The organism is Halorussus vallis (assembly GCF_024138165.1).
Taxonomy (GTDB): Archaea; Halobacteriota; Halobacteria; order Halobacteriales; family Haladaptataceae; genus Halorussus; species Halorussus vallis.
Genome location: NZ_CP100000.1, coordinates 367,349 through 391,874, shown reverse-complemented (window position 1 = coordinate 391,874; position 24,526 = coordinate 367,349). Strand labels below are relative to the sequence as shown.

Below are 24,526 nucleotides of genomic sequence, written 5' to 3'. Positions count from 1 at the left end.
CTCGGGGGCCACCCCTCCCCTCGCGCGCCCACTCAGCGGAACGACGGGGTGGGGGACTATATAAATGATTCTAGACAGACGAAACAGCGGAAATAGTGGTTTCGGCTAGCACGGTGCGATTCCGAGTGATTTGTCACCCCTCGCCGTTCTTCTGGCGTCACTCGCGTCTCATCGTTCCTGCGTTGCGTCGTTCCGTCCCCGTCGCTCTCACGAAATATCTCGATTCTAGAACGTCTCGGGCTTCGAAACGCCGAGTCCTCCGACGCGCCGCCGAAGATTTTTGTACCGGGGTTCGCATCCAAGGCACGTGACTGACGATTCGGGTGCGGTCCCGGGGGACCTGCAGAACGTGAGAGGCGCGGTGTACTTCCCGCGAAAGGACTGGAACGCCTACCAGCTATGGGCGAACTACGAGGACGCCGTCGTCGAGCGCGACCTCGGCTATGCGGCGAGTCTCGGTCTGAACAGCCTCCGGGTGTGGACGTCCTACGAGTACTGGCGCGAGAACGGCCCGGCCTTCTTCTCGCGGGTCGAGCACTTCCTGGCGACCTGCGAGCGCCGCGGGATTCGCCCGCTGATGGTGCTGTTCGAGGCACCGCCGAAGGACCCGCCCACCGAGGAGAACCTCCGGGCGACCGACCCGGCGAACGGGTTCGGCGTCCACTCGCCGTCGCGGCCGGAGATAATCCGTAAACGCAACTGGAAGGGCTACGCCCGCTCGCCGATTCACTTCGCGCGCCGGTGGGCCGAGAAGTACGGGGAGGACGACCGGGTGCTCGCCACCGAAATCATGAACGAACCGGGCAAGGTCCGCCCCCGGCGCGACTTCGTCTTCGACGCGCTCGCAGAGGTCCGGGAAGCCGCCCCCGACGCCACCCTGACGATGGGGACGAAGGACGTCTACTTCTCGAGACTGTACGACCGCGACGGCGACCTCGACGTCTACCAGTTCCACATGAACCTCCCGCTGAACCCGCGGGTCGCCGAGGAGTACGTGGCCGACCAGCACGAGCGCGCCGCGGAAGGCGACGGAGACGGGGCGAAGAAACCCATCTGGTGCACCGAGTGGCAGCGCACCCTCGAAGAACCGCCGGTCCGGTTCGCGCCGAACCTCGCCAGCCTCGCGCCGACCATCCAGGAAGCCCACGAAGCGGGCACCATCGACGGCAACTTCTTCTGGGCGCTGATGCTCAAGCCGGCGTACCTCCGGGAACCCCGGAAGAAGGGCCGCATCAACGGGCTGTTCCACCCCGACGGCTCGGTCTACTCGACGGCCGACGCTCGGGCGCTCGCCGCCGGCACCCCCGCCGTCGACGCGCTCGACGTGGCCGAGTACCGCGCGCTCCCCGCGGACTGGAACGCCCACCCGTTCCCGTATCCGAGTCTCTCGGGTGTGAGTGGGGCGGCCGACGGCGCATCGGGTGCCGGCGCGCTGTCGGCCAGCGACGCTCCCGACGCGAACGCGAAGGGGACCGCCGACCGAACCTCGCGGGACGCCGCGAAGTCCGACCGCACCGCCTCGGCGGTGCGGTCGGACGACGCGCTCGCGGCCGTCCCCCCGGAGGTCGAGCAGTCGCTGGTCGACCGCATCCGCGCCGCGCTCAAGTTCGACTTGGAGCGCGACCCCTGAGGCGAGAAGGCGGAACGCGACCGTCGGAGAGGACCGATACCCACGAACGAAAAGACAGCAACCGAAGTCGGCCGAAGTCGAGCGAACCTCAGACGAACTTCAGAGGACGATGCTCTTCTCGCGGACCATCTCCTTGATGGTGTCGTGCAGGCCCTGTCGGCCGATGCCGGAGGCCTTGTTCCCGCCGAACGGGATGTCGCCCAGTCCGTGGCTCGGCGCGCCGTTGATGCGGACCGCGCCGGCGTCGAGTTCGTCGGCAAACTTGAGCGCGCGGTCGTAGTCCTTGGTGAACACCGCGGCGTCGAGCGCGAGGTCGCCGCGGTTGGCGATCTCGATGGCCTCCTCCTCGGTGTCGAAGGTGGTCACGGCCGCGACCGGGCCGAACTGCTCCTCGTGGACGATGCGGGCGTCGTGGGGGACGTTCGCCAGCAGGGTCGGTTCGAAGAACTGCCCGTCGCGCTCGCCGCCGCGGACGAGGTCGGCGCCCTTCTCGACGGCGTCCTCGACGAGTTCCTCGACCCACTCGGCCTGGCCCTCGTTGATGAGCGGCCCCATCGTGGTGTCCTCGTCGAAGAGGTCGCCGGGCTGCCAGTTGTCCATCTCGGCTTCGAGTCGCTCGACCACCTCGTCGTGGACCGACTCGTGGGCCAGCACGCGGCTGACCGCCGAACAGCGCTGGCCGGCGTACTTGAACGACCCCTTGGCGGCCGCGCCGGCCACGTCGGCGAGGTCGGCGTCGGGGAACACGACCGCGGGCGCGTTGCCGCCCAGTTCCATGTGGAGTTCGACCATGCCGCTCTCCTTGGCGACGTGCTTGCCCGCCGCGCTGGACCCGGTCATCGCGACCATGTTGATGCGGTCGTCGCCCGCGAGCACGTCGCCGATTCGGCTCGCGCTCCCGGAGACGAAGTTGAACGCGCCGTTCGGTATCTCGACCTGCGAGATGACGTCGGCCAGAATCGCCGCGCTGACCGGCGTGTCGCTCGCGGGCTTGAGGATGACACAGTTGCCCGCCGCGAGCGCGGGTGCGACCTCCAGGGCGGTGGTCGCGAGGGGGTAGTTGTACGGCGTGATCGCCAGCACGGTGCCGATCGGCTCGTGCTTGACGATGGCGTTCCAGCCCTCGTGGCCCGCGGTGGTGCCCTCGCGGAACTCGCCTTTCATCGCGCGGATCTCCTCTTTCGCCCGGCGGAATCGCTCGGCCGCGCTCTCGACCTCGCCGCGGGCCGACGAGACGGGCTTGCCGGCCTCGCGGACGATGACCTCCGCGAGTTCCTCCTTGCGTTCGAGCAGTCCGTCGGCGATCTCGTCCATCCACGCCGCGCGCTGGGGGACGGTGGTCTCGCGCATCGCCTGCTGGGCGCGCTGGGCCGCCGCGAGCGCGTCGTCGGCCTGTTCGGGGGTCGCCGCCGCGACCTGCGCGAACGTGCCACCGTCCGCGAGGTCGGTCACGTCGAGCACGTCGTCGGCGTCGCGCCATTCGCCGTCGATGTAGAGACGCTCGCGCCGGTGGAGTGGTTGCTGTGACATGGACGACTCTAGGGGCTCCCCGGATAAAATATTTACTCAAAAGCGGATAAACGTCGGCACCGTCGCTCGCCGCGAACGCTCCGGAGCACGAGTAGTATTTCGGCGGGCGCGACGCCGACTTTTTCCCCCGCGCACGCGAGCGTCCGGAACGTGAAAGACGACGCCGAAATCGAATCCGAACTCCGCGACTCCCCCGAGTCCGCCGCGGCGCCGACCGTCGCGACCTGCCAGTTGGCGGTCGCCGACCTCGACGTCGACGCGAACCTGGCGTCGGTCCGCGAGCGCGTCCGGGCGCTCCCCGACGCGACCGACGTGGCGCTGTTCCCGGAGTACGCGCTGACCGGCTTCGTCGCGGACGACCGAATCCGCGGGGTCGCCCTCGCGCGCGACGGCCCGGTCCTCGCGGGCCTGCGCGACCTCGCCGCGACGGAGCGGTGCGCGCTGGCGGTCGGATTCGTCGAAGACGGCGGCGACGCCCTCTACAACGCCGTCGCGTACCTTGACCCTGGCGGCGGGGACACCGTCTACCGGAAGCGCCACCTCTGGGACGAGGAGCGAATCGTCCTCGAACCCGGCACCGAGCGCGTGACCGTCGAGACGCCGGTCGGAACCGCCGGCCTCCTCACCTGCTACGACCTCAACTTCGTCGACGAGAGCGCGGCCCTCGCCCGCCCCGACGTCGAGGCGCTGTTCGTCGCGGGCGCGTGGCCCGCGGCCCACGCCGACAACTGGGACCTCCTCGTGCGCGCCCGCGCGCTCGACGGCGTGCGCTGGGCGGTCGCCGCGGGCCGCACCGGCCGCAAGTCGGTCGCCGTCTCCGACGGCGACCCCGCAGAGTACGCGGGTCGCTCGCAGGTCGTCCGTCCGGACGGGAGCGTGCAGGCCGCGCTCGACCGCGGTGAGCGCGACTTGGTTACGACGCTCGACCCGGCGGTGCTGGCGGCGTGTCGGGAGACGATTCCGGTGTTCGAGGACGGCCCCGACTGAGTCTTGCGAACGCTCTCGACCGCGGCCCGCGGACGCCCGCGACTGCGCAACCCGGCGAATCCGGCTGGTCGGACGCGACGCGTCCGACCTCACCGAGACGGTCCGACCCGGTCGCCCACACCTATTTTTGAGCCCCCGCCGTTACCGTCGTCGGGGGACCCCGCGTGAATCGACAGCGCCAGGTACTACAGCGAGCCGGAACAGTCGAGAGCAACGCCGTCCGGATAGACGTCGAGAAGGCCGAACAGGTCGTGGAGGCGCTGAACGCAGACCTCGCGGCCACCTACGTGCTCTACCATCAACTCCGAAAACACCGCTGGACCGTGGGGGGCGCCCAGTCGCGCGAACTCCGGCGGTTCTTCTCGCGGGCGGCCGCGAACGCAGAGGCCGCCACCGACGCGTTCGCGGGTCGCGTCGGCGCGCTCGGCGGCGTCCCGGTCAACGGCCCGGGAGCGTTCGAGCGTCACAGCCCGGTCCCGTTCGAGGGCGAGGACGTCTACGACGCCCGGACCTCGCTCGAAAACGACCTCGAAGCGTACGGCGACCTCATCGAGAGCGTCAGCAGCCACATCGAGTTCGCCGAGAGCCTCGGCGACCACACCACCGGCCACGTCCTCCGCGAGCGACTGGTCGGCTTCGAGGAGGACGCCCAGGCCATCACCCGGTTGCTCGCCCACGACTCGCTCACGCTCTGGTAAAACCTGTTTCACTTTCCTCGGAGAAACGGGGAAAACGGCGTCGAAAGCCGCCCGGAAGTGCGATTCTCGCGGGTGATAACGAGGACGTAGTTTTATAAATATTAGCTTACTTGTAACGAACGTAGTTCAGGGATGGTATCGAAGGCGTTCTTCACGGGCTCGAAGCTCCTCGTCGAAGACAGCGACGGTCGGGAGGACTACTTCCGATTCAACGGAGAGCGATTTCTCCGAGCGCTGTCGAAGTCGGGCCAGCAGGTCGTGCGAGCGCCGTTCGACGCCGACGAACCGAAGGCCGAGTACCTCAAGGTGCTCGTCCGACTCAATGAGGCGTACTTCGAGGCGCGGAGCTTCGAAACCGACGCCAACGGGAAGTTCTACAAGCACGACGAGATGTCCGAGCGGCGGTTCCGCGTCGTCGTCTCCGAGCGACTCACCGACCGCGTGGACGACCTGCGCGCGCTGCTGGACGCCCACGAGGCGCTGGTCGCGGCGGGCGTCGAACGCGCCGGCACGTCGAACGCCGACGCCGACGGCGGCCCCGCGCCCGCCCGCCTCCGAACCGGACTCCTCACGTGTACGGAGCGCGCCCTGACCGGCGGTTGGTTCCCGACCGTCGAGGCCTACTACTACAGCCTCAGCCCCGGCGAGATCGTCTCGGAGGGGCGCGAGCGCCGCAACCAGCGCATCGAAGGCACCGAGGAGACGCCCGGCATCGGCGAGATGCTCGGCAAGTTCACGTTCCAGCGACTCACCGAGCGCGATTTGACCCGGATTCGCGACGTGAACGTGCGCTCGCCCGGGCCGGACGCCGAGGTGTGGAAGCGCCTCCAGGACCGGTACTCGTGGTACATCGAGTACGACCGGTCGCCGGCCGCGTCGGGGGACGCGGTCGCGGAGGACCCGGCCGCGGAAGACCCGGCGGACCGCAACCCCGAGGCGCGGTTCGTCGACCGCGAGGACGAGTCGGTTTCGACGTGACGAGGCGACGTTCGGCGGCGCGGGACGTGAGATCCCGCGCCGCCGAACGTGAAGCCGCGCCGCCGAACGCGAAGTCGCGCCGGGCGGGGCGGGAAGTCTAGCGTGGGGCGGTTCGAGGCCCCGAAGTGAGGAAGGATGCGAAGCGTGTCGCGCCCGACGCCGGCCCGACTCGGGCCGGCGTCGGGCGCGCTTTCGGTCGATGTTGCTCCCCGAACCGAGTTCTCCCCGGCGAAATATCCGACTTACAGCGGGAGCCAGTCGGTCGTGATGTCGGGGTCCGAGAGGTGCCACCGCTGTTCGACCTCGCGCTCGCCGCGCTGGACCTCGACGACCGCGTCGAACAGCGGCGCGAGCACCTGCACCGTCTCGTCGTCGTACGAAACCGGCAGGTGGTAGTGGGCCATCCCGTCGACGCGCTTTACCGTCTCGGTGAGCGCCAGCAGGAATCGGCTCGCGTCCCGGAGGTCGCGGTCGGCGACCAGCGGCGTCAGCGAGTCGAAACAGAGCCGTAGCTCCGCCGGGCGGAGTCCGCCGGTTTCCTCGTCGAACGCCTCGACCACCTGCTCGACGGTCTCTCCGAGCGTCCGGAGGTCGCCGTCGACCGACCAGGTGCGGACGTCGCCGCCGGACCCGCTGTCGGCCGAGGCGCTCCTGGTCTCGACCCGCCAGTCGACGACGGCGGCCGACTCCCGGGTCGGCCGTTCGTCTATCGACTCGAACTTCGGGCGGGTCACCGACGGGTCGGCGTCGGTCGTCACGAACACGCGACGCCGGGGTCGCGCGCTCGACTCCCCCAGAAGCCGCTCGCACGCCGCCGACTGCTCGTCGGTTCCGACCAGCAGGATGTTGCTCCCCTCCTGCTTCAGCTCCGCGAGTTGGTTTCGAAACTGCACTATCGATTCCGGACTCCCCCTTCCTTCCTCCCCACTCATCGATTCAACAATGACGGCTATCGCTACAATAAGTGTTTCGGGAGTTGAAACCTCTGTCGACGGCGGTTTCGGCAAGAACGCGGGGGAAACGAGGGCTTTCCAACCTCGGGCCGCGAGTAGGCACCGATGAGCGACCTCTTCGAACCGTTGGCGCTCCGCGAGACGACCGTTCGGAACCGCGTAATGGTCTCGCCGATGTGCCAGTACTCCTGCGAAACCGACGGCCTGGCGACCGACTGGCACGAGGTCCACCTCGGGAGCAGGGCCACCGGCGGCGCGAGTATCGTGATGACCGAAGCGACCGCGGTCGAACCGCGCGGGCGCATCACGCCCCACGACCTCGGCATCTGGAGCGACGAACACGCGGACGCGCTCGCGCCCATCGCCGAGTTCGCCGCCGACCGCGGCGCGACGCCGGCCATCCAACTGGCCCACGCCGGCCGAAAGGCGAGCAAGACCCGGCCCTGGGACGGGAGCCGTCCCCTCCAACCCGACGAGGGCGGCTGGGAGACGGTCGCCCCGAGCGCGAAGCCCTACCCCTACGACGACGAACCGCCGCTGACCCGTGAGATGACGAAGGAGGACCTCGCAGCGGTCAAGAACGCCTTCGTCGCCGCGGCCGAGCGCGCCCGAGACGCCGGATTCGAGATAGCAGAGGTCCACGCGGCCCACGGCTACCTCCTCCACGAGTTCCTCTCGCCGGTCACCAACCACCGCGAGGACGCCTACGGCGGCGACTTCGAGGACCGGACGCGGTTCGTCCGCGAGGTCACGGCCGCGGTCCGTGGCGTCTGGCCCGACGACAAACCGGTGTTCGTCCGGGTGTCGGCGACCGACTGGCTCCCCGACCGCGAGTCGTGGACCGTCGAGGACACCGCGAGACTCGCGCCGATGCTGGCTGAGGCGGGCGCCGACCTCGTCGACGTCAGTTCGGGCGGCCTCCACCCCGACCAGCGAGTTCCGAGTTCCGGGCCGAACTACCAGGTGCCGTACGCCGAGCGAATCGGCGAGGCGACCGACGCGCGCGTCGGCGCGGTCGGCGGTATCTCGGAACCCGCGCAGGCCGACGCCCTGATTCGAAACGGTCGCGCCGACCTCGCCATCGTCGGTCGCGAACACCTCCGGGACCCCTACTTCACGCTCCACGCGGCCGAGGAACTTGGCGCGGGCGACCGCGTGGAGTGGCCGGTTCAGTACCGGCGTGCGGTGGAATAAGCCAGCTTGTGAACGGAGAAAGCGGACGTACAAAACCAACAAGCTTCCGTACGCGACGGTAGTCGGCGGGTAACTTCGGCGGGCGCGGTAGGGGCGGCAGGCACGACCGGCGCGGTCACCGCTCAGGTCGCTCGGCTTCGGTCCGTTCGAACTGCGCGTGCGACCGCGTGGCGCACCGGAACAAGCTATTTGTCCTCCGGCCCCGGCGAGTGATTCATGAACTACCGTCCACTTCCGGAGGACCGCTACGACCAGTTCCGGGAGTACCTCAACTACGCCTTCAACCCCGAGAGCGGGCCGGAGGTCGACGACGAGGACTGGGACCCGGCCGAGCAACCGGGCGCGATGCGCGGGCTGTTCGACGGCGAGGACCTCCTCTGCGTCTGTCGCCACTACTGGTTCCGAACCCGCGTCCGCGGTCGGTGGACCGAGATGCCGGGGCTGTCGGCCGTCGCGTCGCCACCCGAGCACCGCCGGAAGGGCCACGTCGCCGCCATGCTCGCCGAGTCGCTCGCCGAGTACCACGACCGCGGGGACTTCCTGACGGCGCTCTGGGCGTTCGAACACCCCTTCTACGCGAAGTACGGCTGGGGGCTGACGACCAAGTACGTCAGCTACGAGTGCTCGCCCGACGTCCTCGACTTCGCGCGCGAGCGGGTCGACGACGACGCCGAGCGCGCCGGCGAGTTCCGACAGGTCGACGCCGACGACCACGAGGAACTCGACGCGGTGCTCGCGGCCGACAACGAGCCCTACGAACTGGCCCTCGACCGCACCGAGAAGTGGTGGCGCAAGCGCGTCTTCGAGAGCTGGCGCAAGGACCCCTACGCCTACGCCTGGGAGCGCGACGGCGAGATACGCGGCTACCTCGTCTACACCGTCGAGAAGGAGGGCGACGGCAAGCAGTTGGCCGTCCGGGAACTCGCGGCCGTCGACGACGAGGCGTACCGCCACTGCCTGCGATTCCTCGCCAACCACGACTCGCAGGTCGAGACGGTGCGAATCTACGGTCCAGAGCGGACCGACCTGTTCGACCGCGTGCGCGACCCGGCGGACGTCGACTGCGAGGTCAAGCCCGGGCCGATGGTCCGCCTCGTCGACGTTCCCGCGGCGTTCGAGGCGCTCGACTACGGCGGCGCAGACGGAGACGCGAACGTCGTTCGCGTCTCCGGCGAGTTCACCCTCGCCGTCACCGACCCGCTGGCTGAGTGGAACGACCGAACGTTCCGCGTCGCGATAGACGACGGCCGGGCGACCTGCGACCCCGCAGACGAGATTTCGGTCGCCGACGCCGACGCTCGCGTCGGCGTCGGCACGCTCTCGCAGGTGTACGTCGGCTACCACTCGGTCGCCGACGCCGAGCGACTCGGCGACCTCGAGGTTCGAGACGCCGCGGTCCGGGAGACGCTAACTGCGATGTTCCCGCCGCGAGACGTGTTCCTGCGCGAGGGATTCTGACCGGCGCCGAGCGGCCAAACTCTTTACCGTTCGACACGTACCGTCGACCATGAGCGATCCGAGCGACGACCGGGACGACCGACGCCGCGGGAACGACGAACGAGACGGGCCGGACCGACGGAGCGGCCGGAGCGACGCCGAGGACCTCGACGAGCGGATCGCCGACCTCGAAGCCCAACTCCGCGAACTCCGGGCCGAGATGACACGACCGCCGGAGGGGCCGCTCGGCCTGCCACGACCCCCGACGCCGCGTGAGGTGCTGTCGTTCGCCGGCGAATACGCGATTCCGACCGCCATCGCCGTTCTGGAGGCCAACATCCGCGCGCTCCGGGCGCTCCAGCGCGTCGTGCGCGTCCTCGACCCCGAGTACAGCCACGTCGAGGAGGGCCGCGACCGACTCCAGAGTCGCGCGGCCGACGCGAGCCGCGCGACCCTCGACCGACTGGACGACGCGCTGAGCGAGGTCGAAACCGCGATTCGAGAGGGCGACCTCCCCCGGGAACCGGAGGCCCGCGACCTCCTCGAAGACGCCCGGCGCATCAACCGCGACATCCGAGAGCGAGTCGAGCAGAGCCGACAACGCGCCGACGAGGAGCGAGAGCGTTCACGCCGGGCCGACGCAGACGACCGGGACCGGGACAGAAATCGGAGTCGGGACGACCGCCGGCGTGACCGTGACCGCGACCGTGACCGTGACCGTGACCGCGACCGCGGGGCGACCATCGAACTCAGCGACCCCGACGACGCCGGCGACGAGGACGAAGAGGAGGACCGACCGCAGGTCGACGTCGACGCGGAACTCCGGTCCATCAAGGACGAAATCGAGCGGAGGGAGTCGGCGGACGTCGGACCGAGCGACGACTCGTCGGACGATGGCGACTCGGAGTCCGACGACGCCGAACCGGAGACGTCGGACGGCGATTCGAAGACCGACGACGGTGATTCGCGCGGAAACGGAGACGGCTCGGAAGCGGGAGAGTCGGAAGCAGACGACGAGGACGCGGGCGACGCGGACGACGAGTAGCCTACTTCTCGACGTTCTGTCGACCCGTTTTACTTCCCTCGGCGACGGTCGTGCGCGCCAGAACCCAGCGGTACGCCCTGACGTGCAGCGGTGCGGGGGTCGGCCGAGGACGCTCCGGGCGCGGCCACGCGGCCAGCAGCGTCGCCCCCGCGACGAGGACGCCGACCGCGAACATCGCGTAGTTGGCGGCGTCGTTGGTCGCGCGGACCAGGTCAAGCGTGTAGAGCGAAGGCGAGACGGGGTACAGCGGCATGACGCCCCACGGGTTCACGACGTCGGCCAGCAGGTGGGCGACAACCGCGAGTGCGCCGAGGAAGAACGCCCACACCGCGCCTCGAAGCGCCTCGCGGCGCTCGCGACCGTAGAGCGAGGTCGAGACGGCCAGCACGCAGAACGCGCCGACCGCGATGGCGAACCAGAGCGTGTGGGTCACGCCCCGGTGGACGAGGAACTCGAACTTGCCGTCCATGTCGGGAAACAGCGTGTACGCCAGCACCACGCCGCCGCCCGAGAGGGCGTCCCGGACGTAGCCCCGCGTGAGCAGGACGTACCCGACGACGGAGTAGAGGACGAGGGCCATCCCGTAGTGGCCTGGCGGGAACATACGCCATAAGGCCCACCGCCCCGACGTAAATCTGTCCCTTTATAAGTGTTGGTCGGCGAACACGCTCGGCCGACCTGTCAGAGTCGGCGCACGCGAGAAGTTGATATTCCGGGACTTCGTACCCCCGCGACATGAACCCGACACCGCTGTTCGGTCCGGTCCCCGGCGGGATGGAGATGCTGGTCATCCTCCTCATCGCCGTCCTACTGTTCGGCGCCGACAAACTCCCGAAACTCGCCCGCGCGAGCGGCGAGGCGATGGGCGAGTTCAAGAAGGGTCGCGAGGAGGTCGAGCGCGACATTCGCGAGGCGGCCCAGGGTGCCCGCGACAACTACGAGGCCGCCGACCCCGAGGCCGAACTCCACGACGGTTCGCGCGCCCACTGAATTGCCTTCTCCGGGCGAGTCGCTTTTCCGGCCCGTCACTCCTTCCAGACCAATCCGTCGACCTCGCCGGTCAGCACTTTCTCGCCGTCGCCGTTCTCGCAGACCACCGACGTGACCAGTTCGTAGCGGTCCCCGCGCTCCTCGACTTCCTCGACTTCCATCTCGCAGACGACGGTTTCACCGGTGTAGACGGGGCGGCGGAACTCGAACTCCATCGTGCGCGCGAGCACTTCGAGGTCGCCGCCGATCTTCGTCGGGAGCGTCGCGGTCAGCAGTCCGTGGACCATCAGTCGCCCCCGGTCGTCGGGTTCGAGGTGTCGTGGTTGTTCGTCGCCGGAGACGTCGGCGAACTGCCGCACGTCTTCGGGCGTAAAGGTTCGCTCGACGCGCCGGACGCCGCCGGGTTCGGGTACCGTCATGGTGTCTCGCCCGGCGTTTCGAGGGCCGGCCTCAAGGGTTCTCCGACCCGCCGAGAGTCGCGAGCGGTTCGGCGACTCGACTCCGCGGTTCGGTCAGTCGACCCGCCGTACAACCGTCGACCTCCCGCGCGGCGGGCGACCGACCGCGGTCGGTCGCCCGCCGCGCTATCGGTCACCAAGAAATCGTTGACTCAGACGGCTTCGAACCGATACCCGTCCCACTCCTGACTCTCGGGTTCTCGAATCCCTGCATCGGGGTCGCGCAACTCCTCGACGTACACGGGCCGAACCTCGTCGCCGATTTCGACCTCCGTATCCTCGGTCAGTTGCCCGATGGCGCGCACCGACCCGTCCGCCACCGAGAACTCCACGATGGCGAGCGAGTTCGGCTGACGGACGCCGGGCGGGGTCGCGGTGCTGGTCGTCCAGGTCACGACCTCCGCGGTTTCGTCGCTCAGGTCGACCGTTTCCTCTTGCTCCTCGCCGCACTCCGGGCAGAGCGGGTGTGCGGGGTACGTCAGGTGGCCGTTCGGACAGCGGTGTGCTTCCAGACTCATGGTTGCTCCAGGATGGTGGTGGTGACGCAGTTGCCGAACCCGCCGACGTTGCAGGCCAGGCCGACCTCGGCCTCGACCTGCCGGTCGCCCGCGTCGCCGAGCAACTGCTGGTGTATCTCGTACGCCTGTGCGACCCCGCTCGCGCCGAGCGGGTGGCCCTTCGACTTGAGGCCGCCGGAGGTGTTGATGGGCAACTCGCCGTCGCGGTCGGTGACGCCCTCCTCGACCGCCTTCCAGCCCTCGCCCTGCTCGAAGAAGCCGACGGCCTCGCTCTGGAGGAACTCCAGGATGGTGAACATGTCGTGGAGTTCCGCCACGTCGACGTCGTCGGGGCCGCTGCCGGCCATCTCGTAGGCCGTCTCCGAACTCTCGACCGCCGCGCCCATCACCGTCGGGTCGTCGCGCTCGTGGACGACGTGGGTGTCGGTCGCGCCGCCGATGCCCGAGACGACGGTGTAGTCGGTGGCGACCTCCTCGGCGACCGACTCCGGACAGAACAGCAGGGCCGCGCTCCCGTCCGTGATGGGACAGAAGTCGTAGAGGCGGAGCGGGTCGGCCACGATGGGCGACTCCATCACCGTCTCGACGTCGACCTCCTTGCGGAACTGCGCGTGGGGGTTGTCGAGGCCGTTCTTGTGGTTCTTCACCGCGACCTTCGCCAGGCTCTCGCGCGGGGCGTCGTACTCGTGGAGGTACCGCCGCGCCGTGAGTCCCGCGAACGACGGCAGGGTCAGGCCGTGCTTGTACTCGACCGGATGGGTGAGCGACGCGATGATGTCGGTCGCCTCCGCGGTCGTCTTGTGGGTCATCTTCTCGCCGCCGACCAGCATGGTCATCTCCGACGCGCCCGAGGCGACCGACTGCCAGGCGGCGTAGATGCCCGCGCCGCCGGACGCGGAGGTCTGGTCGACGCGCTGGGTGTAGGCCGGCATCGCGCCGAGGTCGTGGGCGAGGGCGTTCGGGACGCCCGTCTGGCCCTCGAACTCGCCGCTGGCCATGTTCGAGACGTACAGGTGTTCGAGTTCGTCGGGTGCGACGCCGGCGTCTTCGAGACACTCGCGGCCCGCCTGCGCGAGCAACTCGCGCAGCCACGAGTCCCGGTCGCCGAACTTGGTCATCGACGCACCGATGATTGCGACACGGTCCATACCGCACGATTCACCGCGGGACGCTTATAGGTTCGAGATATCGGCGAGGGACGGGGGTTGCCGGGACGGGGGTTGCCGGGACGGTCGCGCTCCGGCGAGAATCACCGCCGGCGGTGCCGGGGAAGCCTCAAGGGCGCACGATGCGTAGGTCGAACCATGGGGGAGAAAGACGACATCAGCTCCGTCTCGGGGCTGCCGGACGAACTTGGAATCGACGAGGACCTCGGGCGCTCCCAGCAGCGCCTGACGGTCCGCACCGAGGAGCGGACCTACGGGAAGGCGATGACCATCGTGGAGGGGTTCGACACCACGTCGGTCGACACCTCGGAACTCGGGTCGACGCTCAAGAGCAAACTCGCCACGGGCGGGACCGTCGACGACGGCACCATCGAACTACAGGGGGACCACACCGAGCGCGTTCGCGAGATTCTCCGCGACGAAGGTTTCGAGGTCGGACGGTAGCCGGCCCTTCGAGACGTACGGGTAGAGGTACTCGGCCCAGATGGAGTCCAGCGGCGTCCGCCACCCGAGCGCGTGGCTCACCGCGTCGTCGAGCGCGACGAACAGACCGACCAGTAGCGCCCAGTGGGTCGTCATCCCGACGCGCCACCAGTAGGGTCGCAGCGCCGCCAGCGCCGCCGCGATGCCGAGCGTAACGAGAACGCCGAGCGCCCCGACGGCGGGGTAGTACGGCCACGTGAGCGAGAAGAAGAAGATGGCGAGCATCGTCAGCGCGACGACGCCCCACGGCTTCCGGCCGGACTCGTCGACGCCGTAAACCATCCAGCAGACCAACAGTATCAGCAGAACGCCCAGGTAGAAGTGGTGCGGCCCGAACACCGCGCCGTCGGGCTCCGCTTCGTAGGGGAAGCGTCGGAGCACGGAAGCAGTACGACGGACTAGAATAAATAAATTGTTGGCAGTGTTTGAGTCCCGAGCGACGGCGCTCCGCCGCGCGGCGGAGCGCCGCCGACATACCGCAAGTCGCTCGACTCGGGAACGCCGCCGACACACCGCGAGTCGTTCGACCCGGGACTCGCCCGAGGCTTCTTGTCGCTGTCGCGTGCACGTCGAATCATGCTCCCACAGGTTCACGTCGTCGCCACCGGCGGCACCATCGCCAGCACGGCGGACGAAGACGGCGCGACCCCGTCGCTCTCGGGCGAGGACCTCGTCGACGCGGTCCCCGAACTCGGCGCCGAGGCGAGCCTCTCGGTCGAGTCGGTTTCGCAGACGCCCGGGTTCGACATGGACTTCGAGACGATGGCCGCCGTCGGCGAGCGCGCCCGTGCCGCGGCCGAGGACGGCGCGGAAGCCGTCGTCGTCACCCACGGTACGGACACCCTGGCCGAGACGGCGTACTTCCTGGACCTGACGCTCTCGCTTCCGGTTCCGGTGGTCGTCACGGGCGCTCAGCGTCGGCTCGACGAGCCGAGTTCCGACGCGCCGGCGAACGTGCTGGCGGCGGTCCGCGCGGCGACTCACCGCCGAGTCGACGAGGGCGCCTTCGTCGCGTTCGACGACGAACTCCACGCGGCCCGCGACGTCCGAAAGGTCCACACTCACAAGCTCGCGGCGTTCGCCTCGCCGAACGACGGCCCCGTCGCGACGCTCACCCGCGACGGCCTGCGGTTCCACCGCGAACCGCGGAGCGAGTCTGTCTACGTCCCCGCGACCTCGACCGACGCTTGCGTCGAACTGGTCGTCTCGGCGGCAGGCGTCGACGGCGCTCAGGTCGAGCGCGCCGTCGACGCCGGCGCCGACGGCATCGTGGTCGCGGGCACCGGCCTCGGCAACACCACGGGGGAGTTGGGCGAGGCCGTCGCCGACGCCATCGAAGCGGGCGTCCCCGCGGTCCTGACCTCCCGGTGCGGCGCGGGGTCGACCGGCGCGGTGTACGGCACGCCCGGCGGCGGCAAAACCCTCCAGGACGCGGGCGCGATTCCCGGCGGCGACCTCGCGCCGTGGAAGGCCCGCGTGAAACTCGCGCTTGCGCTAGGAGCGGTGGACGAGGAGGAGGGCGCCGACACCGTGCGCGAGTTCTTCGCAGAATCCACGGGATAGCGCCCCGTTCGGGTGAAGGACGGGTCGGTTGCCGACGCAGGGGGATAGGAAATCGGCGGTACCGGCGGCAGTTCTAATCGCGCCCTGTGACAGTATCCGGGGTGATACGCGCCGAATTCGGAGCGTTAGCGCCGCATCGCGCCAAAACCACCAAAAGTGTTAAATATTCGCCTCGCCGACATTCAACCAGGTGGTTTAATAACCATTTGGAGAACTACCAGCCATGACAGAAAAACCAACTCCCGAAGCCGAGCCAACGAACGAAACCGCGTCCCACCCGGACCAAGATTGGGGCAGAATCGCCTTCTACGTAGTGCTCTCGATAATCGTGACTCTCGGTCTACACTACGTCGCGTTCGCGGGAATGAATCTCTCCCCGACCGCACACGCGTTCGTCGGAATGGTTCTGTTCTTCGTCGTCGGATTCGTCTCTTTCGGCGTCTTCTACTAAGTCCCTTCGAGGAAACGCTGTTATCGGAGCGGATTTCGGCAGTAGCGGTGGGGACGTCCGTGTTCGGTCGAACCCGTAGGGGAATTGGACGGGTTTGATACCGACGCGATTCCGTAGAAGTACACGAGATGAGCAGGACGAATCCCGCGGGAATATCCCTCGGGCAGCGATCCGAATTCGGACGAACGGGGCGACTTCCCATTCACCCAACGAAAATGCTAAGCATCATCGAAGAGGTAATTCAACTGGATGGTTGAACGAGTGCCGGAAGATGTCGAGTTGGACGAGATCTTCAGAGCGCTCGCTCACCCCATCCGACGAGCGATCCTCGAACAGTTGGCCGATGGTCCGGAACCCGTTAGCGGGTTGGCCGAACCCCACGACGTGTCGCTCGCAGCGGTTTCGAAACACCTGCACGTCCTGGAGGACGCCGGCCTCGTCGAGATCGAAAAAGACGGCCGGGTCCGCCGGTGTCACCTGGAAGCCGCGCCGATGAGCGCCGCGTTCGGCTGGTTGCTCCGGTACCGCATCTTCTGGGAGGACCGCTTCGACGCGCTGGGCGACCATCTCGAAAACGACCAACCATGACACTCGAATCCACCGACTGGAGAAACCGATGACAGAATCCACAGACGACGAAGACCGAAGCTTCACCATCAACCGCACGATCGACGCCCCGCCCGAACGGGTATTCGAAGCGTTCCTCGACCCGGACGACCTCGCCGTCTGGGCGCCCCCGCCGGGGTTCGAAGCCGAGGTCGAGGACGTAGAGCCCGAGGAGGGCGGGACGTTCCGGATATGGCTCGAAGGAACGACCGAGGAGACGGAGCCTCACTCCCATCCGTTCAAAGGCACGTTCCAGGAACTCACGAAGCCCGAGAAGATAGTGTTTACCGACGAGTCGATGGTCGAGCAGTTGGGTGAAGAGGCGAGGTACACGGCTACGGTCACCTTCGAAGAAGTCCCCGACGGGACCGAAGTGACCGCGCTCTTCGAGGGAATCCCCGAATTCGGCGGCGTCGACCAGGCGACCGCCAGATGGGACGCCGCCCTCGAAAACCTCGCCGGTCGGGTGGAGGAATAAACGGGTTAGGTCAGAACTCACGTTCGAAACGTATCCTTCTCCTCTATCTCCGCACCAACCACGTTAGTGTCAGCCAAAGCCGGGATGAATCGCGTCCCAGGTGATATCGCGGTCATCGAGCGCGTGACGGACGCCGAGGCAGAGACGTTCGGCGAGTGACCCCGACCGTAATCTGCGGGCGGTCGGCCTACGCGCCGAACTGCTCCTTCTCCTCCTTCCGGAGTTCTATCCGGCGGATCTTCCCGCTGGAGGTCTTCGGGAGTTCGTCGACGAACTCGATCCGTCGGGGGTACTTGTACGGCGCCGTCTCCGACTTCATGTAGTCCTGTAGCTCTGCGACCAGTTCGTCGCTCCCTTCGTAGCTCTCCGAGAGCACGACGTAGGCTTTGACGACGTTGCCGCGCTCGTCGTGGGGGCTGGCGACCGCCGCGGCCTCGGCGACCGCCTCGTGGCCGACCAGCGCGTCCTCGACCTCGAACGGGCCGATGCGGTAGCCCGAGGAGATGATGATGTCGTCGGCCCGGCCCTCGAAGAAGAAGTAGCCGTCCTCGTCGACGCGGGCGAGGTCGCCGGTGCGATAGTAGTCGCCCCGGAACGTCTTCTCGTCGAGTTCGGGCTTCTCGTAGTAGCCGTCGAAGATGCCGGGGCAGTCGACCGGCACCGCGATTTCGCCGGTTTCGCCGGGTTCGACCTCCTCCTCGTCCTGGGTGTCGATGACGGTCGTCCCCATGCCGGGCGCGGGCTTGCCCATGCTGCCGGGCTTGACGTCGATGCCGGGGTAATTGGTGACGAGCGCGACCGTCTCGGTCTGGCCGTAGCCGTCCCGGGGCGTCACCCCGAGCGCGTCCTCGAAGGCCTGAATCGGTTCGCGGTTGAGCGGTTCGCCTGCCGAAACCGCTTCCGTGAGCGCGAGGTCACGGTCGGCGAGGTCGTCGCGCTGGGCGAACATCCGGTACTGGGTCGGCACCGCACAGAGGCGCGTGACGTCCTCTTCCTCCATCAGGTCGAGGAACGTTCCGGCGTCGAACTCGCCCTCGTAGAGGAACTGTGGCGCGCCGGTCGTCAGGCCGACGCCGACGGGGCTCCAGAACCACTTCGCCCACCCGGTGCCGGTGGTCGCCCACAGCAGTTCGTCCGAGAAGTCGTCGCCCGCCTCGACGCCCCACCAGTAGCGGCCGTTGACGAGTTCGAAACAGCGGAGCCAGCGGTGGCGGTGGAGCACCGGCTTGGGCTGGCCGGTCGTCCCGGACGTGTAGTTGATGGACATGGGGTCCTGGGCGCCGAGGTCCGGGCCGTCGTGGTCGGTCGACTGGCCGTCGATGAGGTCGGCGAAGCCGTACCAGCCCTCGCGGTCGAGTCGCTCGTCGCCTTCATCGGCGTCGAGGACGACGACCCGCGACAGCGGCGTCTCCTCGAGCACCGGTTCGACCATCTCGGTGAGGTCGGCGTGACAGACCACCGTCTCGGCCTCGCAGTCGCTCGCCCGGAAGCCGATGTCCTTGGGCTTGAGCATGGCCGAACACGGCACCAGCAGCGCGCCGCGGGCCAGCGCGCCGACCTGGATGGCGAAGGCGTCGGGGTGGCGGGGAAAGAGGTGCATCACCCGGTCGCCCTCGCCGACGCCGAGGTCGGCCAGCGCGTTGGCGAACCGGTTGGCGTCGTCCCGCACGTCGGCGAAGGTCCGCTCGGCCTCCCGGCCCCTGTCGTCGCGGTACCGGACCGCCAGGCGGTCGCCGAACGACTCGGCGTGGTCCTCGACGACCGCCGGGATGTTGTAGTCGTCCGGGATGTCCCACTCGAACTCCGCCAGTTCCCGCTCGTAGTCGAGAGACATGGTACCAATGGTGTCTCTCGGGTACTTTGCTCTATCGCCGTTCGCGCTGATTGGAGTTGCGGAACGTACCCGAGATTACATAATCGGATGGAAACGGTATTGGATTCGACGAGACGGTAACCGCGGCAAAGCAGACCGCCTCGAAAGTCCCCCCTATCGGTTGATTCACCGAGCGCTTCCGGGGGTTGGTGTCACCGAGCGCAGTTCCCCAAACGTCTCTCCGGCGCGTTCACCGGACTCCTCACTCCTCGTCTTCTTCCTCGTCGCTCTGGTGACCGAACGTCCACCGGGTCGCGTCCTCGGGGTAGTCGCTCCACGCGAAGACCGTGTGGGGGTGGACCGCGAAGACGGGCGTCCCGTGGCGGATTCCGTACTTCTCCTCGTAGGCGTCGTCGATTCGCTCCAGGCGTTCCTCGTCGGCGGTCCGCTCCGTGAGCATCCCCGCCCGGCCCTCGACGATGACGACCTCGGTGCCGCTCTCGCGGTGGACAGTTATCTCGGCGTTCTCCGCGAGGTTCTGGACCCACCGCGTCCGCTCGCCGCCGCCGCAGTGGAAGGTGTCGTCGAACCAGATGCCCCAGACGGGTCGCGCGTGCGGGTGGCCGTCCGGGCGCGTGGTCGAAACCCAGTACGTCCGGTCGTCGGCCATCCGGTCGGCGACGAACTCCCACGACAGCAGTCCCTCCTCGTCGTCGGGAATGCCGTAGCTCTCCTCCGTCACCGGGCGACTCCGGCGGGTCGCCGGCCCGTCGGAGTCACCGCTGTGCTCGTTCGAGTCGTCGGCTTCGTCGTCTCGATTCGGCATGGAGACTCTGGACGTGCGCGAGCGAGGTAAGTAGATTGGGCGTTCCCGGCGGCCCCGCGGGGCCGCCGGGAACGCCGAAGACGATGATGGTCGAGAGGACGAGACGGCGGACCGCTCAGTACAGCAGGTCGCTCGTCAGAATCTCGCGCTCCTCGTCGGTGAACCGGTACTTCGCCATCTCCTCGTCGAAGTCGCCGAGGTCGGCCTTGCGCTCCTGGTGTTCTTCGAGGAAGTCGGCGACCTTTTCGGCCGCGGTGAGTTTCATCTCGCCGCTCAGCAGTTCGCCGGAGCGGTACTCCTCGGCGAGGCGCTCGACTTCCGCGTCGTCCTCCTCGAAGAAGTAGTACATCAGCTGGTAGGAGACGTCGACGTCCGGGTCACCGCCCTTCTCGCGGTGTTCCTCGACGCTCGTCTGACCGCCCGAGTAGGCGTACTTGCTGATCTTGTTCTTGATGGTTTCGCGGTCGTCGTCGAGGTAGATGGTCGGGTCGTCGCCCGAACTGCTCATCTTGCCGCCCGACCCCTTGAGCTGCGGGAAGAACCGGCTCAGCAGGGCCGAGGGCTTGGAAACCTCGAACTGCTCTTTGGCGGCCACGTCGCGGCAGAGTCGGATGTGGGGGTCCTGGTCGACGGCGATGGGGACCATCGTCCGGTGCTTGCCGTGGACCAGTTGGGGGAGCAGGAGGTGGGTCGCCTGCACGGCGGGGTAGAACGACAGGCCGATGTTCTCGGGGTTCCCGTAGGTGGCGTCGACCGTCGACTGGGTGTACTTCTTGGCGAACTTCGCGGCGTGGGGGTAGACCACGTCGGCGTCGGCGGTGTCGACGATGATGCGGGTCTTCTCGGGGTCGAAGCCGACCGCCATCACTTCCTCGACGTTGTTCTTCGCCCAGCCCTGGATGTCCTCGAACGACTGGTCCTTCGCGAAGTACTTCTCGTCGTCGGAGATGGGGATGTAAACGTGCGCGCCGGTCTGCTCCTGCAGGCGCTTGGCGAGGTAGAACACGAAGACGTGCCCGATGTGCATCTTACCCGACGGGCCGCGCCCGGTGACGATGGAAACCGTCTCGTCGGACTCGACGCCGTCGAGCCACTCGTCGACGTCGCGGCCGCCGTAGAAGATGCCGCGCTTGACCAGCGGGTGGAGCGGTTTCGGGAACCGGTCGCGGTCCTCGTCGGTGAGTTCGTCGGCTCCGAACTGTTCGAGGACCTTGTCGTAGTCCACGTCGCCCTCGACCGCGTAGGGCGTGACGGTGAAATCCTCGTCTGTCATTGTCGCGTTCTACTGACCCTGCGCACATTAAAACAGCGACATCCCGACGGAGCGAGAGGAATCGCGACGCCGGGGACCGACGGTTCCGAGCGAACAGGACGGCCCTCACACCGGCCGGCCGCGCCCCGAGACGCCGACGAGCAGGGCACCGACGGCCAGTCCGAGCACCGCGACCGCGAGCAGTAAATCCGTGTACCGCCAGTTCATCACGAGGGGCGCGAACAACAGGAATCCCCCGAGTACGAAGAGTATCACGCCGGCCCAGAACTGGGTGTCGTCCCGGTCCATGGCATACGTTCACGACACCCATTCACTTAGCTTCGATTGCCGTGCAGGGTCGTCCCGGACGACCCCGAACGACCCCGACCGGTTCCGGTCGTCGGGGTCGCCGAAACGCGGAGAGTCGTCCGCTCGGTCGGCGAGTCGCCGGGGTCGGCGGCGTAGCGCCGTATCGTCACCGCACCTTCCGTCGGCGGTGACGCGTCGAACAGTCGGACGAGCGTGAGCACGTCGTCCATCGAGTTGATGCCGGTCGAGTACGCTTGCAGGCGGAGTTTCGCCGTCACTCGCGACCCGACGCGCTCGACCGACTGAGGCCACAGGTAATCGCCGCTGTCGACCGAGGTTCGGACGGCGAGCAGGTACGCCCGCTCGAACGTCGTTTCGCGAACGAACGACGAGAACGCGGCATTCTCCGGGACGAACCGGCGCGCGTCGGCCGGCGTCGTCACCAGCGTGCCGCCGGGCGACGCGAGTCCGTCCCACCGCCCGCCGAGAGCGACTCGAACCGATTCGAACAGCGTCTCGCTCGGCGGTGCGAACGTCCGAATCGACTGGAGGTGCCCCTTCCGGTGCCAGCCCGCGAAGTCGACCACGGTGGCGATGCATCGGAACGCCATCGCCGCCGGAACGCGGACCAGGAGCGTCGAAGCGACGGTCCGGGACTCGGAGGACTCGGACTCGCCGCCGCGTTCGGAGCGGTCCGTCCGCCGGACGCGCGCGACGACCTGCGGCGGCGCGGCGTCACGGTCCACGAAGTCGAACGAGAGTCCATACTCCGACGACGGAACTTCGGCCTGCACGACGAACAGGGCCGACGATTCGAAGTCGGTTTCGGCGACGAACCGGTCGACGTAGTCGAGGTGCCGTCCGTCGATTTCTCCGCGCGCGTTCGACACGTCGAGGGCTCTCGCGGCCGACCGGTCGTCGAAGACGCGGGCGTGGTATCGCGCGTCGACCGACTGAACGCCGGAGTCGAGGACGGAACTCCGATGGGGGAACGCCACCGCCCGCGCCTCGGCCGCGGGAGTCGTCGCCGTCGCTCTCGTCGCTTTCGTCGCGGTTCCGTGGCTGGGAGTCGCGGTCGTCGCTTTCGTACTGCTCGCTTCGAACGAAGTCGGTTCGGCGTCGTCTCGGTCGCCCGCACAGCCTGCGAACGCGCCGAGGAGGCCGACCGCGCTCGCCCGGAGGAGGGTCCGACGGGTCGGGGACATGCGAATGCCGTCGCGCTCGCGTGTCATGTTACTTTCGTAACCCGCCGGAAACCACCGTCGGGTCGCGGGGACGAACCTTTACGCCGCGGCCGACGAATCGTCGAACTGATGACCGGAATCGACGCGCTGGTCGCCCGGGACGATGTGGCTCGCACCGCGGAGAGCGTCCCGCTCTCGGACGCGGAGTTCGAGACGGTCCGCGAGAACGTCGAGGCCGGCTACGAAGTTTCGGTCGGCGCGTTCGTCCGGGACGATGCGGGCCGGGTCGCGCTGGTGCGGAATCGCTGGAGCGACGGCTGGGTGCTCCCCGGCGGGAAGGTCGAACCCGGCGAGACGCTCCCTGGAGCGGCGGTCCGAGAGGCCCGAGAGGAAACCGGCCTCGACGTTGGCGTGGAGCGGCCCCTCGAAGTAGTCGAACAGACGTTCGTGCGCGAGAGCGAGTCGGAGTTGATAGAACGCGAGTCGCCGGCCGCCGCGGCGGCCGGCGACTCGCCCGGGGAGTGCGCGACCGCGGCCACCATCGAGGGCTACTTCGCCGTCTTCGAGACGCGCGTGCTCCCTTCGTCGCCCCGCTCGCTCGGCGGCGACCTCGGGGAGAACGACGCGGAGATCGAGGCCGCGGCGTGGTTCGAATCGATTCCCGACTGCGGCGAACCCGAACACGCCGGCGTGCTCCGGCGGCACTTCTGAGGCGAGACTCGCTCGGCGCTCCCGATTATACCGCTTCACCTCGCGTGTTCGCTATCGCCGATTTCGCTCTTCGAGTGACAACCTCCGAATCGGCGGCTCTTCCGCCCGAATTTCGCTTCTCAGTAGACAAATCTCGGTAGCCTCAGGGAACCAGATTCGGTATAGCTGCATGAAGTTCATAAGTCCGTGCTCGGACGTTCTGCAGTTCCGAATACATACCAAAAATAGGACTATATGGCCAGATTCCCCGGCTCGACCGCTCGCAGTCGACGGGTTTCGCGGCGTCCGGGCGGCGTTCGCCGAGCGCCGCCCGGACGCTTGCTTCCGTTCGCGGAATCCCGAATCGGCTCCAGCACACTAACGCCGCACCCGCACTCATCACGAACCCCGGCCGGCGCACTAGGCCACTCGCCCGGTCGCGCCACCCTTCCCGTCATCCGACCACTTTCACCGCCGAGCAGACCCCCTGAACGCCCGTCTACGGGAGCGAGCTGCCGCGTTCCGCCCCGACGCTCCAGTTTCACTTTCACTCCGCGGACGGCGTACCGTTAAACGGTACTCCGATTTATCGGTGAGTGGAGAGGTGCTATGACGGGAGGAACCCACTCGAAGACGTTGCCACGCTTGGAACCGGGACTGACGGTGCTCGAACGGCCCTCACGGCGCTCGACCGCGCTCCACCGACTCGCCCTCCACGAACTGGGCGAGCGGACCGGAGAGACGCTGTGGGTCGACGCGCGAAACCAGGCCTCGACCTACGCGCTCCACGAACTCGCGCCGGGTCGGCGACGACTCGACGGGGTCCGAGTCGCTCGCGCGTTCACGGCCTACCAGCACCACTCGCTCGTGCGGGCGGCCGCCCGGCGGGCGTCGCCGTCGACCGCGCTCGTCGTCGCGCCCTGCGTCGCGTCGCTCTACCGGGACGACGACCTGCCCGACCGGGAGGGCCGGGACCTGCTCTCCGCGTCGCTCGCCGTCCTCGCCGAACTCGCTAGCGCGCTCGACCTCCCGGTGGTGGTCACGGCCGAGGGGGCCGACGCCGAAACGGCCGCCCTCGTCGCCGATTACGCCGACGCCGAAATCGAGTGCACGCGGACGGATGCGGGACTTCGGTACGCGAGCGACGACTTCGAGACGACCGTCTACCTCGACGACGGCTTCTGGCAGACCACCATCCCCTACTGGGTCGAGTTGCTCGGCGCGGTGGCCGAGGACGACCCGGTCGCCGCGGCGACGGCCGCCGGACTCGTCGCGGGCGAGGTGTAG

Annotated in this window: 27 protein-coding genes; 15 read left to right on the top strand and 12 right to left on the bottom strand. The window is 68.1% G+C overall.

Annotation, left to right across the window (positions count from 1 at the left end; genetic code table 11):
- The first annotated feature begins 307 nt into the window (after positions 1-307).
- On the top strand, positions 308-1,630 hold the full coding sequence (locus tag NGM07_RS02140; RefSeq protein WP_253516211.1) for a glycoside hydrolase 5 family protein: 1,323 nt from the start codon (positions 308-310) through the stop codon (positions 1,628-1,630).
- A 99-nt stretch (positions 1,631-1,729) separates the two neighbouring features.
- Here NGM07_RS02140 and NGM07_RS02135 read toward each other — a convergent pair whose 3' ends face one another.
- Positions 1,730-3,160 carry an aldehyde dehydrogenase family protein gene (locus NGM07_RS02135; RefSeq protein ID WP_253516209.1) on the bottom strand — a complete coding sequence of 477 codons (1,431 nt, stop codon included), beginning with the start codon at positions 3,158-3,160 and terminating at the stop codon, positions 1,730-1,732.
- Between the two features lie 150 nt (positions 3,161-3,310).
- Here NGM07_RS02135 and NGM07_RS02130 point away from each other — a divergent pair, with 150 nt between their 5' ends.
- From NGM07_RS02130 to NGM07_RS02120, 3 genes are all read left to right on the top strand, one after another.
- Positions 3,311-4,147: a carbon-nitrogen hydrolase family protein gene (locus tag NGM07_RS02130; RefSeq protein WP_253516207.1), complete on the top strand. Its 837-nt coding sequence runs from the start codon at positions 3,311-3,313 to the stop codon at positions 4,145-4,147.
- Between the two features lie 164 nt (positions 4,148-4,311).
- Entirely contained in the window at positions 4,312-4,845 is a 534-nt protein-coding gene (gene dpsA / locus NGM07_RS02125; RefSeq protein ID WP_253516205.1) for a DNA starvation/stationary phase protection protein DpsA, read from the top strand.
- Between the two features lie 132 nt (positions 4,846-4,977).
- Positions 4,978-5,823 carry a hypothetical protein gene (locus NGM07_RS02120; protein WP_253516203.1) on the top strand — a complete coding sequence of 282 codons (846 nt, stop codon included), beginning with the start codon at positions 4,978-4,980 and terminating at the stop codon, positions 5,821-5,823.
- Positions 5,824-6,065: 242 nt separating this feature from the next.
- Here NGM07_RS02120 and NGM07_RS02115 read toward each other — a convergent pair whose 3' ends face one another.
- Positions 6,066-6,755: a DUF7504 family protein gene (locus tag NGM07_RS02115; RefSeq protein WP_253516200.1), complete on the bottom strand. Its 690-nt coding sequence runs from the start codon at positions 6,753-6,755 to the stop codon at positions 6,066-6,068.
- Positions 6,756-6,881: 126 nt separating this feature from the next.
- Here NGM07_RS02115 and NGM07_RS02110 point away from each other — a divergent pair, with 126 nt between their 5' ends.
- From NGM07_RS02110 to NGM07_RS02100, 3 genes are all read left to right on the top strand, one after another.
- Complete coding sequence (locus NGM07_RS02110; RefSeq protein ID WP_253516197.1) at positions 6,882-7,970, top strand: NADH:flavin oxidoreductase/NADH oxidase; 1,089 nt, start codon at positions 6,882-6,884, stop codon at positions 7,968-7,970.
- A gap of 216 nt (positions 7,971-8,186) precedes the next feature.
- Positions 8,187-9,428 carry a GNAT family N-acetyltransferase gene (locus NGM07_RS02105; protein WP_253516194.1) on the top strand — a complete coding sequence of 414 codons (1,242 nt, stop codon included), beginning with the start codon at positions 8,187-8,189 and terminating at the stop codon, positions 9,426-9,428.
- A gap of 49 nt (positions 9,429-9,477) precedes the next feature.
- Positions 9,478-10,452, top strand: coding sequence for a DUF7547 family protein (locus NGM07_RS02100; RefSeq protein WP_253516192.1), 975 nt, complete (start codon positions 9,478-9,480; stop codon positions 10,450-10,452).
- Position 10,453: 1 nt separating this feature from the next.
- Here NGM07_RS02100 and NGM07_RS02095 read toward each other — a convergent pair whose 3' ends face one another.
- Entirely contained in the window at positions 10,454-11,056 is a 603-nt protein-coding gene (locus NGM07_RS02095) for a metal-dependent hydrolase (RefSeq protein ID WP_253516189.1), read from the bottom strand.
- A gap of 131 nt (positions 11,057-11,187) precedes the next feature.
- Between NGM07_RS02095 and NGM07_RS02090 the strand changes: the two genes are divergently transcribed.
- Positions 11,188-11,442: a Sec-independent protein translocase subunit TatA/TatB gene (locus NGM07_RS02090; RefSeq protein WP_253516186.1), complete on the top strand. Its 255-nt coding sequence runs from the start codon at positions 11,188-11,190 to the stop codon at positions 11,440-11,442.
- A gap of 35 nt (positions 11,443-11,477) precedes the next feature.
- Here the strand turns inward: NGM07_RS02090 and NGM07_RS02085 are convergent, their stop codons facing one another.
- The 3 genes from NGM07_RS02085 to NGM07_RS02075 form a co-directional block, all read right to left on the bottom strand.
- Entirely contained in the window at positions 11,478-11,861 is a 384-nt protein-coding gene (locus tag NGM07_RS02085; RefSeq protein ID WP_253516183.1) for a MaoC/PaaZ C-terminal domain-containing protein, read from the bottom strand.
- A gap of 191 nt (positions 11,862-12,052) precedes the next feature.
- Positions 12,053-12,418 carry a Zn-ribbon domain-containing OB-fold protein gene (locus NGM07_RS02080; protein ID WP_253516180.1) on the bottom strand — a complete coding sequence of 122 codons (366 nt, stop codon included), beginning with the start codon at positions 12,416-12,418 and terminating at the stop codon, positions 12,053-12,055.
- On the bottom strand, positions 12,415-13,566 hold the full coding sequence (locus tag NGM07_RS02075) for a thiolase family protein (protein ID WP_253516177.1): 1,152 nt from the start codon (positions 13,564-13,566) through the stop codon (positions 12,415-12,417). The genes NGM07_RS02080 and NGM07_RS02075 overlap by 4 nt, the downstream gene beginning before the upstream one ends.
- Positions 13,567-13,722: 156 nt before the next feature.
- Between NGM07_RS02075 and yciH the strand changes: the two genes are divergently transcribed.
- On the top strand, positions 13,723-14,028 hold the full coding sequence (gene yciH, locus NGM07_RS02070; RefSeq protein WP_253516175.1) for a stress response translation initiation inhibitor YciH: 306 nt from the start codon (positions 13,723-13,725) through the stop codon (positions 14,026-14,028).
- Here the strand turns inward: yciH and NGM07_RS02065 are convergent.
- The gene (locus NGM07_RS02065) at positions 13,960-14,448 is read right to left on the bottom strand and encodes a hypothetical protein (RefSeq protein WP_253516172.1); all 489 of its coding nucleotides are present in this window, start codon (positions 14,446-14,448) and stop codon (positions 13,960-13,962) included. The two genes, yciH and NGM07_RS02065, sit on opposite strands and share 69 nt — an antisense overlap.
- Positions 14,449-14,643: 195 nt before the next feature.
- On the opposite strand from NGM07_RS02065, the gene NGM07_RS02060 reads away from it, so the two are divergent.
- The 4 genes from NGM07_RS02060 to NGM07_RS02045 all read left to right on the top strand — a co-directional run bounded on the left by NGM07_RS02060 (position 14,644) and on the right by NGM07_RS02045 (position 17,165).
- Positions 14,644-15,630: an asparaginase gene (locus NGM07_RS02060; protein WP_253516171.1), complete on the top strand. Its 987-nt coding sequence runs from the start codon at positions 14,644-14,646 to the stop codon at positions 15,628-15,630.
- Positions 15,631-15,853: 223 nt separating this feature from the next.
- Positions 15,854-16,081, top strand: a complete 228-nt coding sequence (locus NGM07_RS02055; protein WP_253516168.1) for a hypothetical protein — start codon at positions 15,854-15,856, stop codon at positions 16,079-16,081.
- Between the two features lie 249 nt (positions 16,082-16,330).
- Positions 16,331-16,669, top strand: a complete 339-nt coding sequence (locus NGM07_RS02050) for an ArsR/SmtB family transcription factor (RefSeq protein WP_253516157.1) — start codon at positions 16,331-16,333, stop codon at positions 16,667-16,669.
- Positions 16,670-16,697: 28 nt separating this feature from the next.
- Entirely contained in the window at positions 16,698-17,165 is a 468-nt protein-coding gene (locus NGM07_RS02045) for an SRPBCC domain-containing protein (protein WP_253516155.1), read from the top strand.
- Positions 17,166-17,352: 187 nt separating this feature from the next.
- Here the strand turns inward: NGM07_RS02045 and NGM07_RS02040 are convergent, their stop codons facing one another.
- The 5 genes from NGM07_RS02040 to NGM07_RS02020 all read right to left on the bottom strand — a co-directional run bounded on the left by NGM07_RS02040 (position 17,353) and on the right by NGM07_RS02020 (position 22,570).
- Entirely contained in the window at positions 17,353-18,999 is a 1,647-nt protein-coding gene (locus NGM07_RS02040) for an acetate--CoA ligase (RefSeq protein ID WP_253516153.1), read from the bottom strand.
- A gap of 241 nt (positions 19,000-19,240) precedes the next feature.
- Positions 19,241-19,804, bottom strand: a complete 564-nt coding sequence (locus tag NGM07_RS02035; RefSeq protein ID WP_253516151.1) for a pyridoxamine 5'-phosphate oxidase family protein — start codon at positions 19,802-19,804, stop codon at positions 19,241-19,243.
- A 115-nt stretch (positions 19,805-19,919) separates the two neighbouring features.
- Complete coding sequence (locus NGM07_RS02030; RefSeq protein ID WP_253516142.1) at positions 19,920-21,077, bottom strand: tryptophan--tRNA ligase; 1,158 nt, start codon at positions 21,075-21,077, stop codon at positions 19,920-19,922.
- A gap of 105 nt (positions 21,078-21,182) precedes the next feature.
- Positions 21,183-21,365 (bottom strand): hypothetical protein, encoded by a 183-nt coding sequence (locus tag NGM07_RS02025; protein WP_253516139.1) that lies wholly within the window; start codon positions 21,363-21,365, stop codon positions 21,183-21,185.
- A gap of 26 nt (positions 21,366-21,391) precedes the next feature.
- Entirely contained in the window at positions 21,392-22,570 is a 1,179-nt protein-coding gene (locus tag NGM07_RS02020) for a hypothetical protein (protein WP_253516133.1), read from the bottom strand.
- A gap of 108 nt (positions 22,571-22,678) precedes the next feature.
- Between NGM07_RS02020 and NGM07_RS02015 the strand changes: the two genes are divergently transcribed.
- Entirely contained in the window at positions 22,679-23,260 is a 582-nt protein-coding gene (locus tag NGM07_RS02015; protein ID WP_253516131.1) for an NUDIX hydrolase, read from the top strand.
- Between the two features lie 588 nt (positions 23,261-23,848).
- Positions 23,849-24,526, top strand: a complete 678-nt coding sequence (locus NGM07_RS02010) for a RecA family protein (protein ID WP_253516129.1) — start codon at positions 23,849-23,851, stop codon at positions 24,524-24,526.

Excerpts from the sequence above, each read along its gene's own strand:
- NGM07_RS02040 (WP_253516153.1), bottom strand. The coding sequence starts at position 18,999 with ATGTCTCTCGACTACGAGCGGGAACTGGCGGAGTTCGAGTGGGACATC.
- yciH (WP_253516175.1), top strand. The coding sequence starts at position 13,723 with ATGGGGGAGAAAGACGACATCAGCTCCGTCTCGGGGCTGCCGGACGAA.
- NGM07_RS02100 (WP_253516192.1), top strand. The coding sequence starts at position 9,478 with ATGAGCGATCCGAGCGACGACCGGGACGACCGACGCCGCGGGAACGAC.
- NGM07_RS02120 (WP_253516203.1), top strand. The coding sequence starts at position 4,978 with ATGGTATCGAAGGCGTTCTTCACGGGCTCGAAGCTCCTCGTCGAAGAC.
- NGM07_RS02055 (WP_253516168.1), top strand. The coding sequence starts at position 15,854 with ATGACAGAAAAACCAACTCCCGAAGCCGAGCCAACGAACGAAACCGCG.
- NGM07_RS02115 (WP_253516200.1), bottom strand. The coding sequence starts at position 6,755 with ATGAGTGGGGAGGAAGGAAGGGGGAGTCCGGAATCGATAGTGCAGTTT.
- NGM07_RS02010 (WP_253516129.1), top strand. The coding sequence starts at position 23,849 with ATGACGGGAGGAACCCACTCGAAGACGTTGCCACGCTTGGAACCGGGA.
- NGM07_RS02105 (WP_253516194.1), top strand. The coding sequence starts at position 8,187 with ATGAACTACCGTCCACTTCCGGAGGACCGCTACGACCAGTTCCGGGAG.
- NGM07_RS02090 (WP_253516186.1), top strand. The coding sequence starts at position 11,188 with ATGAACCCGACACCGCTGTTCGGTCCGGTCCCCGGCGGGATGGAGATG.
- NGM07_RS02075 (WP_253516177.1), bottom strand. The coding sequence starts at position 13,566 with ATGGACCGTGTCGCAATCATCGGTGCGTCGATGACCAAGTTCGGCGAC.
- NGM07_RS02110 (WP_253516197.1), top strand. The coding sequence starts at position 6,882 with ATGAGCGACCTCTTCGAACCGTTGGCGCTCCGCGAGACGACCGTTCGG.
- NGM07_RS02045 (WP_253516155.1), top strand. The coding sequence starts at position 16,698 with ATGACAGAATCCACAGACGACGAAGACCGAAGCTTCACCATCAACCGC.
- NGM07_RS02095 (WP_253516189.1), bottom strand. The coding sequence starts at position 11,056 with ATGTTCCCGCCAGGCCACTACGGGATGGCCCTCGTCCTCTACTCCGTC.
- NGM07_RS02025 (WP_253516139.1), bottom strand. The coding sequence starts at position 21,365 with ATGGACCGGGACGACACCCAGTTCTGGGCCGGCGTGATACTCTTCGTA.
- NGM07_RS02035 (WP_253516151.1), bottom strand. The coding sequence starts at position 19,804 with ATGCCGAATCGAGACGACGAAGCCGACGACTCGAACGAGCACAGCGGT.
- NGM07_RS02015 (WP_253516131.1), top strand. The coding sequence starts at position 22,679 with ATGACCGGAATCGACGCGCTGGTCGCCCGGGACGATGTGGCTCGCACC.
- NGM07_RS02085 (WP_253516183.1), bottom strand. The coding sequence starts at position 11,861 with ATGACGGTACCCGAACCCGGCGGCGTCCGGCGCGTCGAGCGAACCTTT.
- NGM07_RS02080 (WP_253516180.1), bottom strand. The coding sequence starts at position 12,418 with ATGAGTCTGGAAGCACACCGCTGTCCGAACGGCCACCTGACGTACCCC.
- NGM07_RS02135 (WP_253516209.1), bottom strand. The coding sequence starts at position 3,160 with ATGTCACAGCAACCACTCCACCGGCGCGAGCGTCTCTACATCGACGGC.
- NGM07_RS02050 (WP_253516157.1), top strand. The coding sequence starts at position 16,331 with ATGGTTGAACGAGTGCCGGAAGATGTCGAGTTGGACGAGATCTTCAGA.
- NGM07_RS02060 (WP_253516171.1), top strand. The coding sequence starts at position 14,644 with ATGCTCCCACAGGTTCACGTCGTCGCCACCGGCGGCACCATCGCCAGC.
- NGM07_RS02030 (WP_253516142.1), bottom strand. The coding sequence starts at position 21,077 with ATGACAGACGAGGATTTCACCGTCACGCCCTACGCGGTCGAGGGCGAC.
- NGM07_RS02020 (WP_253516133.1), bottom strand. The coding sequence starts at position 22,570 with ATGTCCCCGACCCGTCGGACCCTCCTCCGGGCGAGCGCGGTCGGCCTC.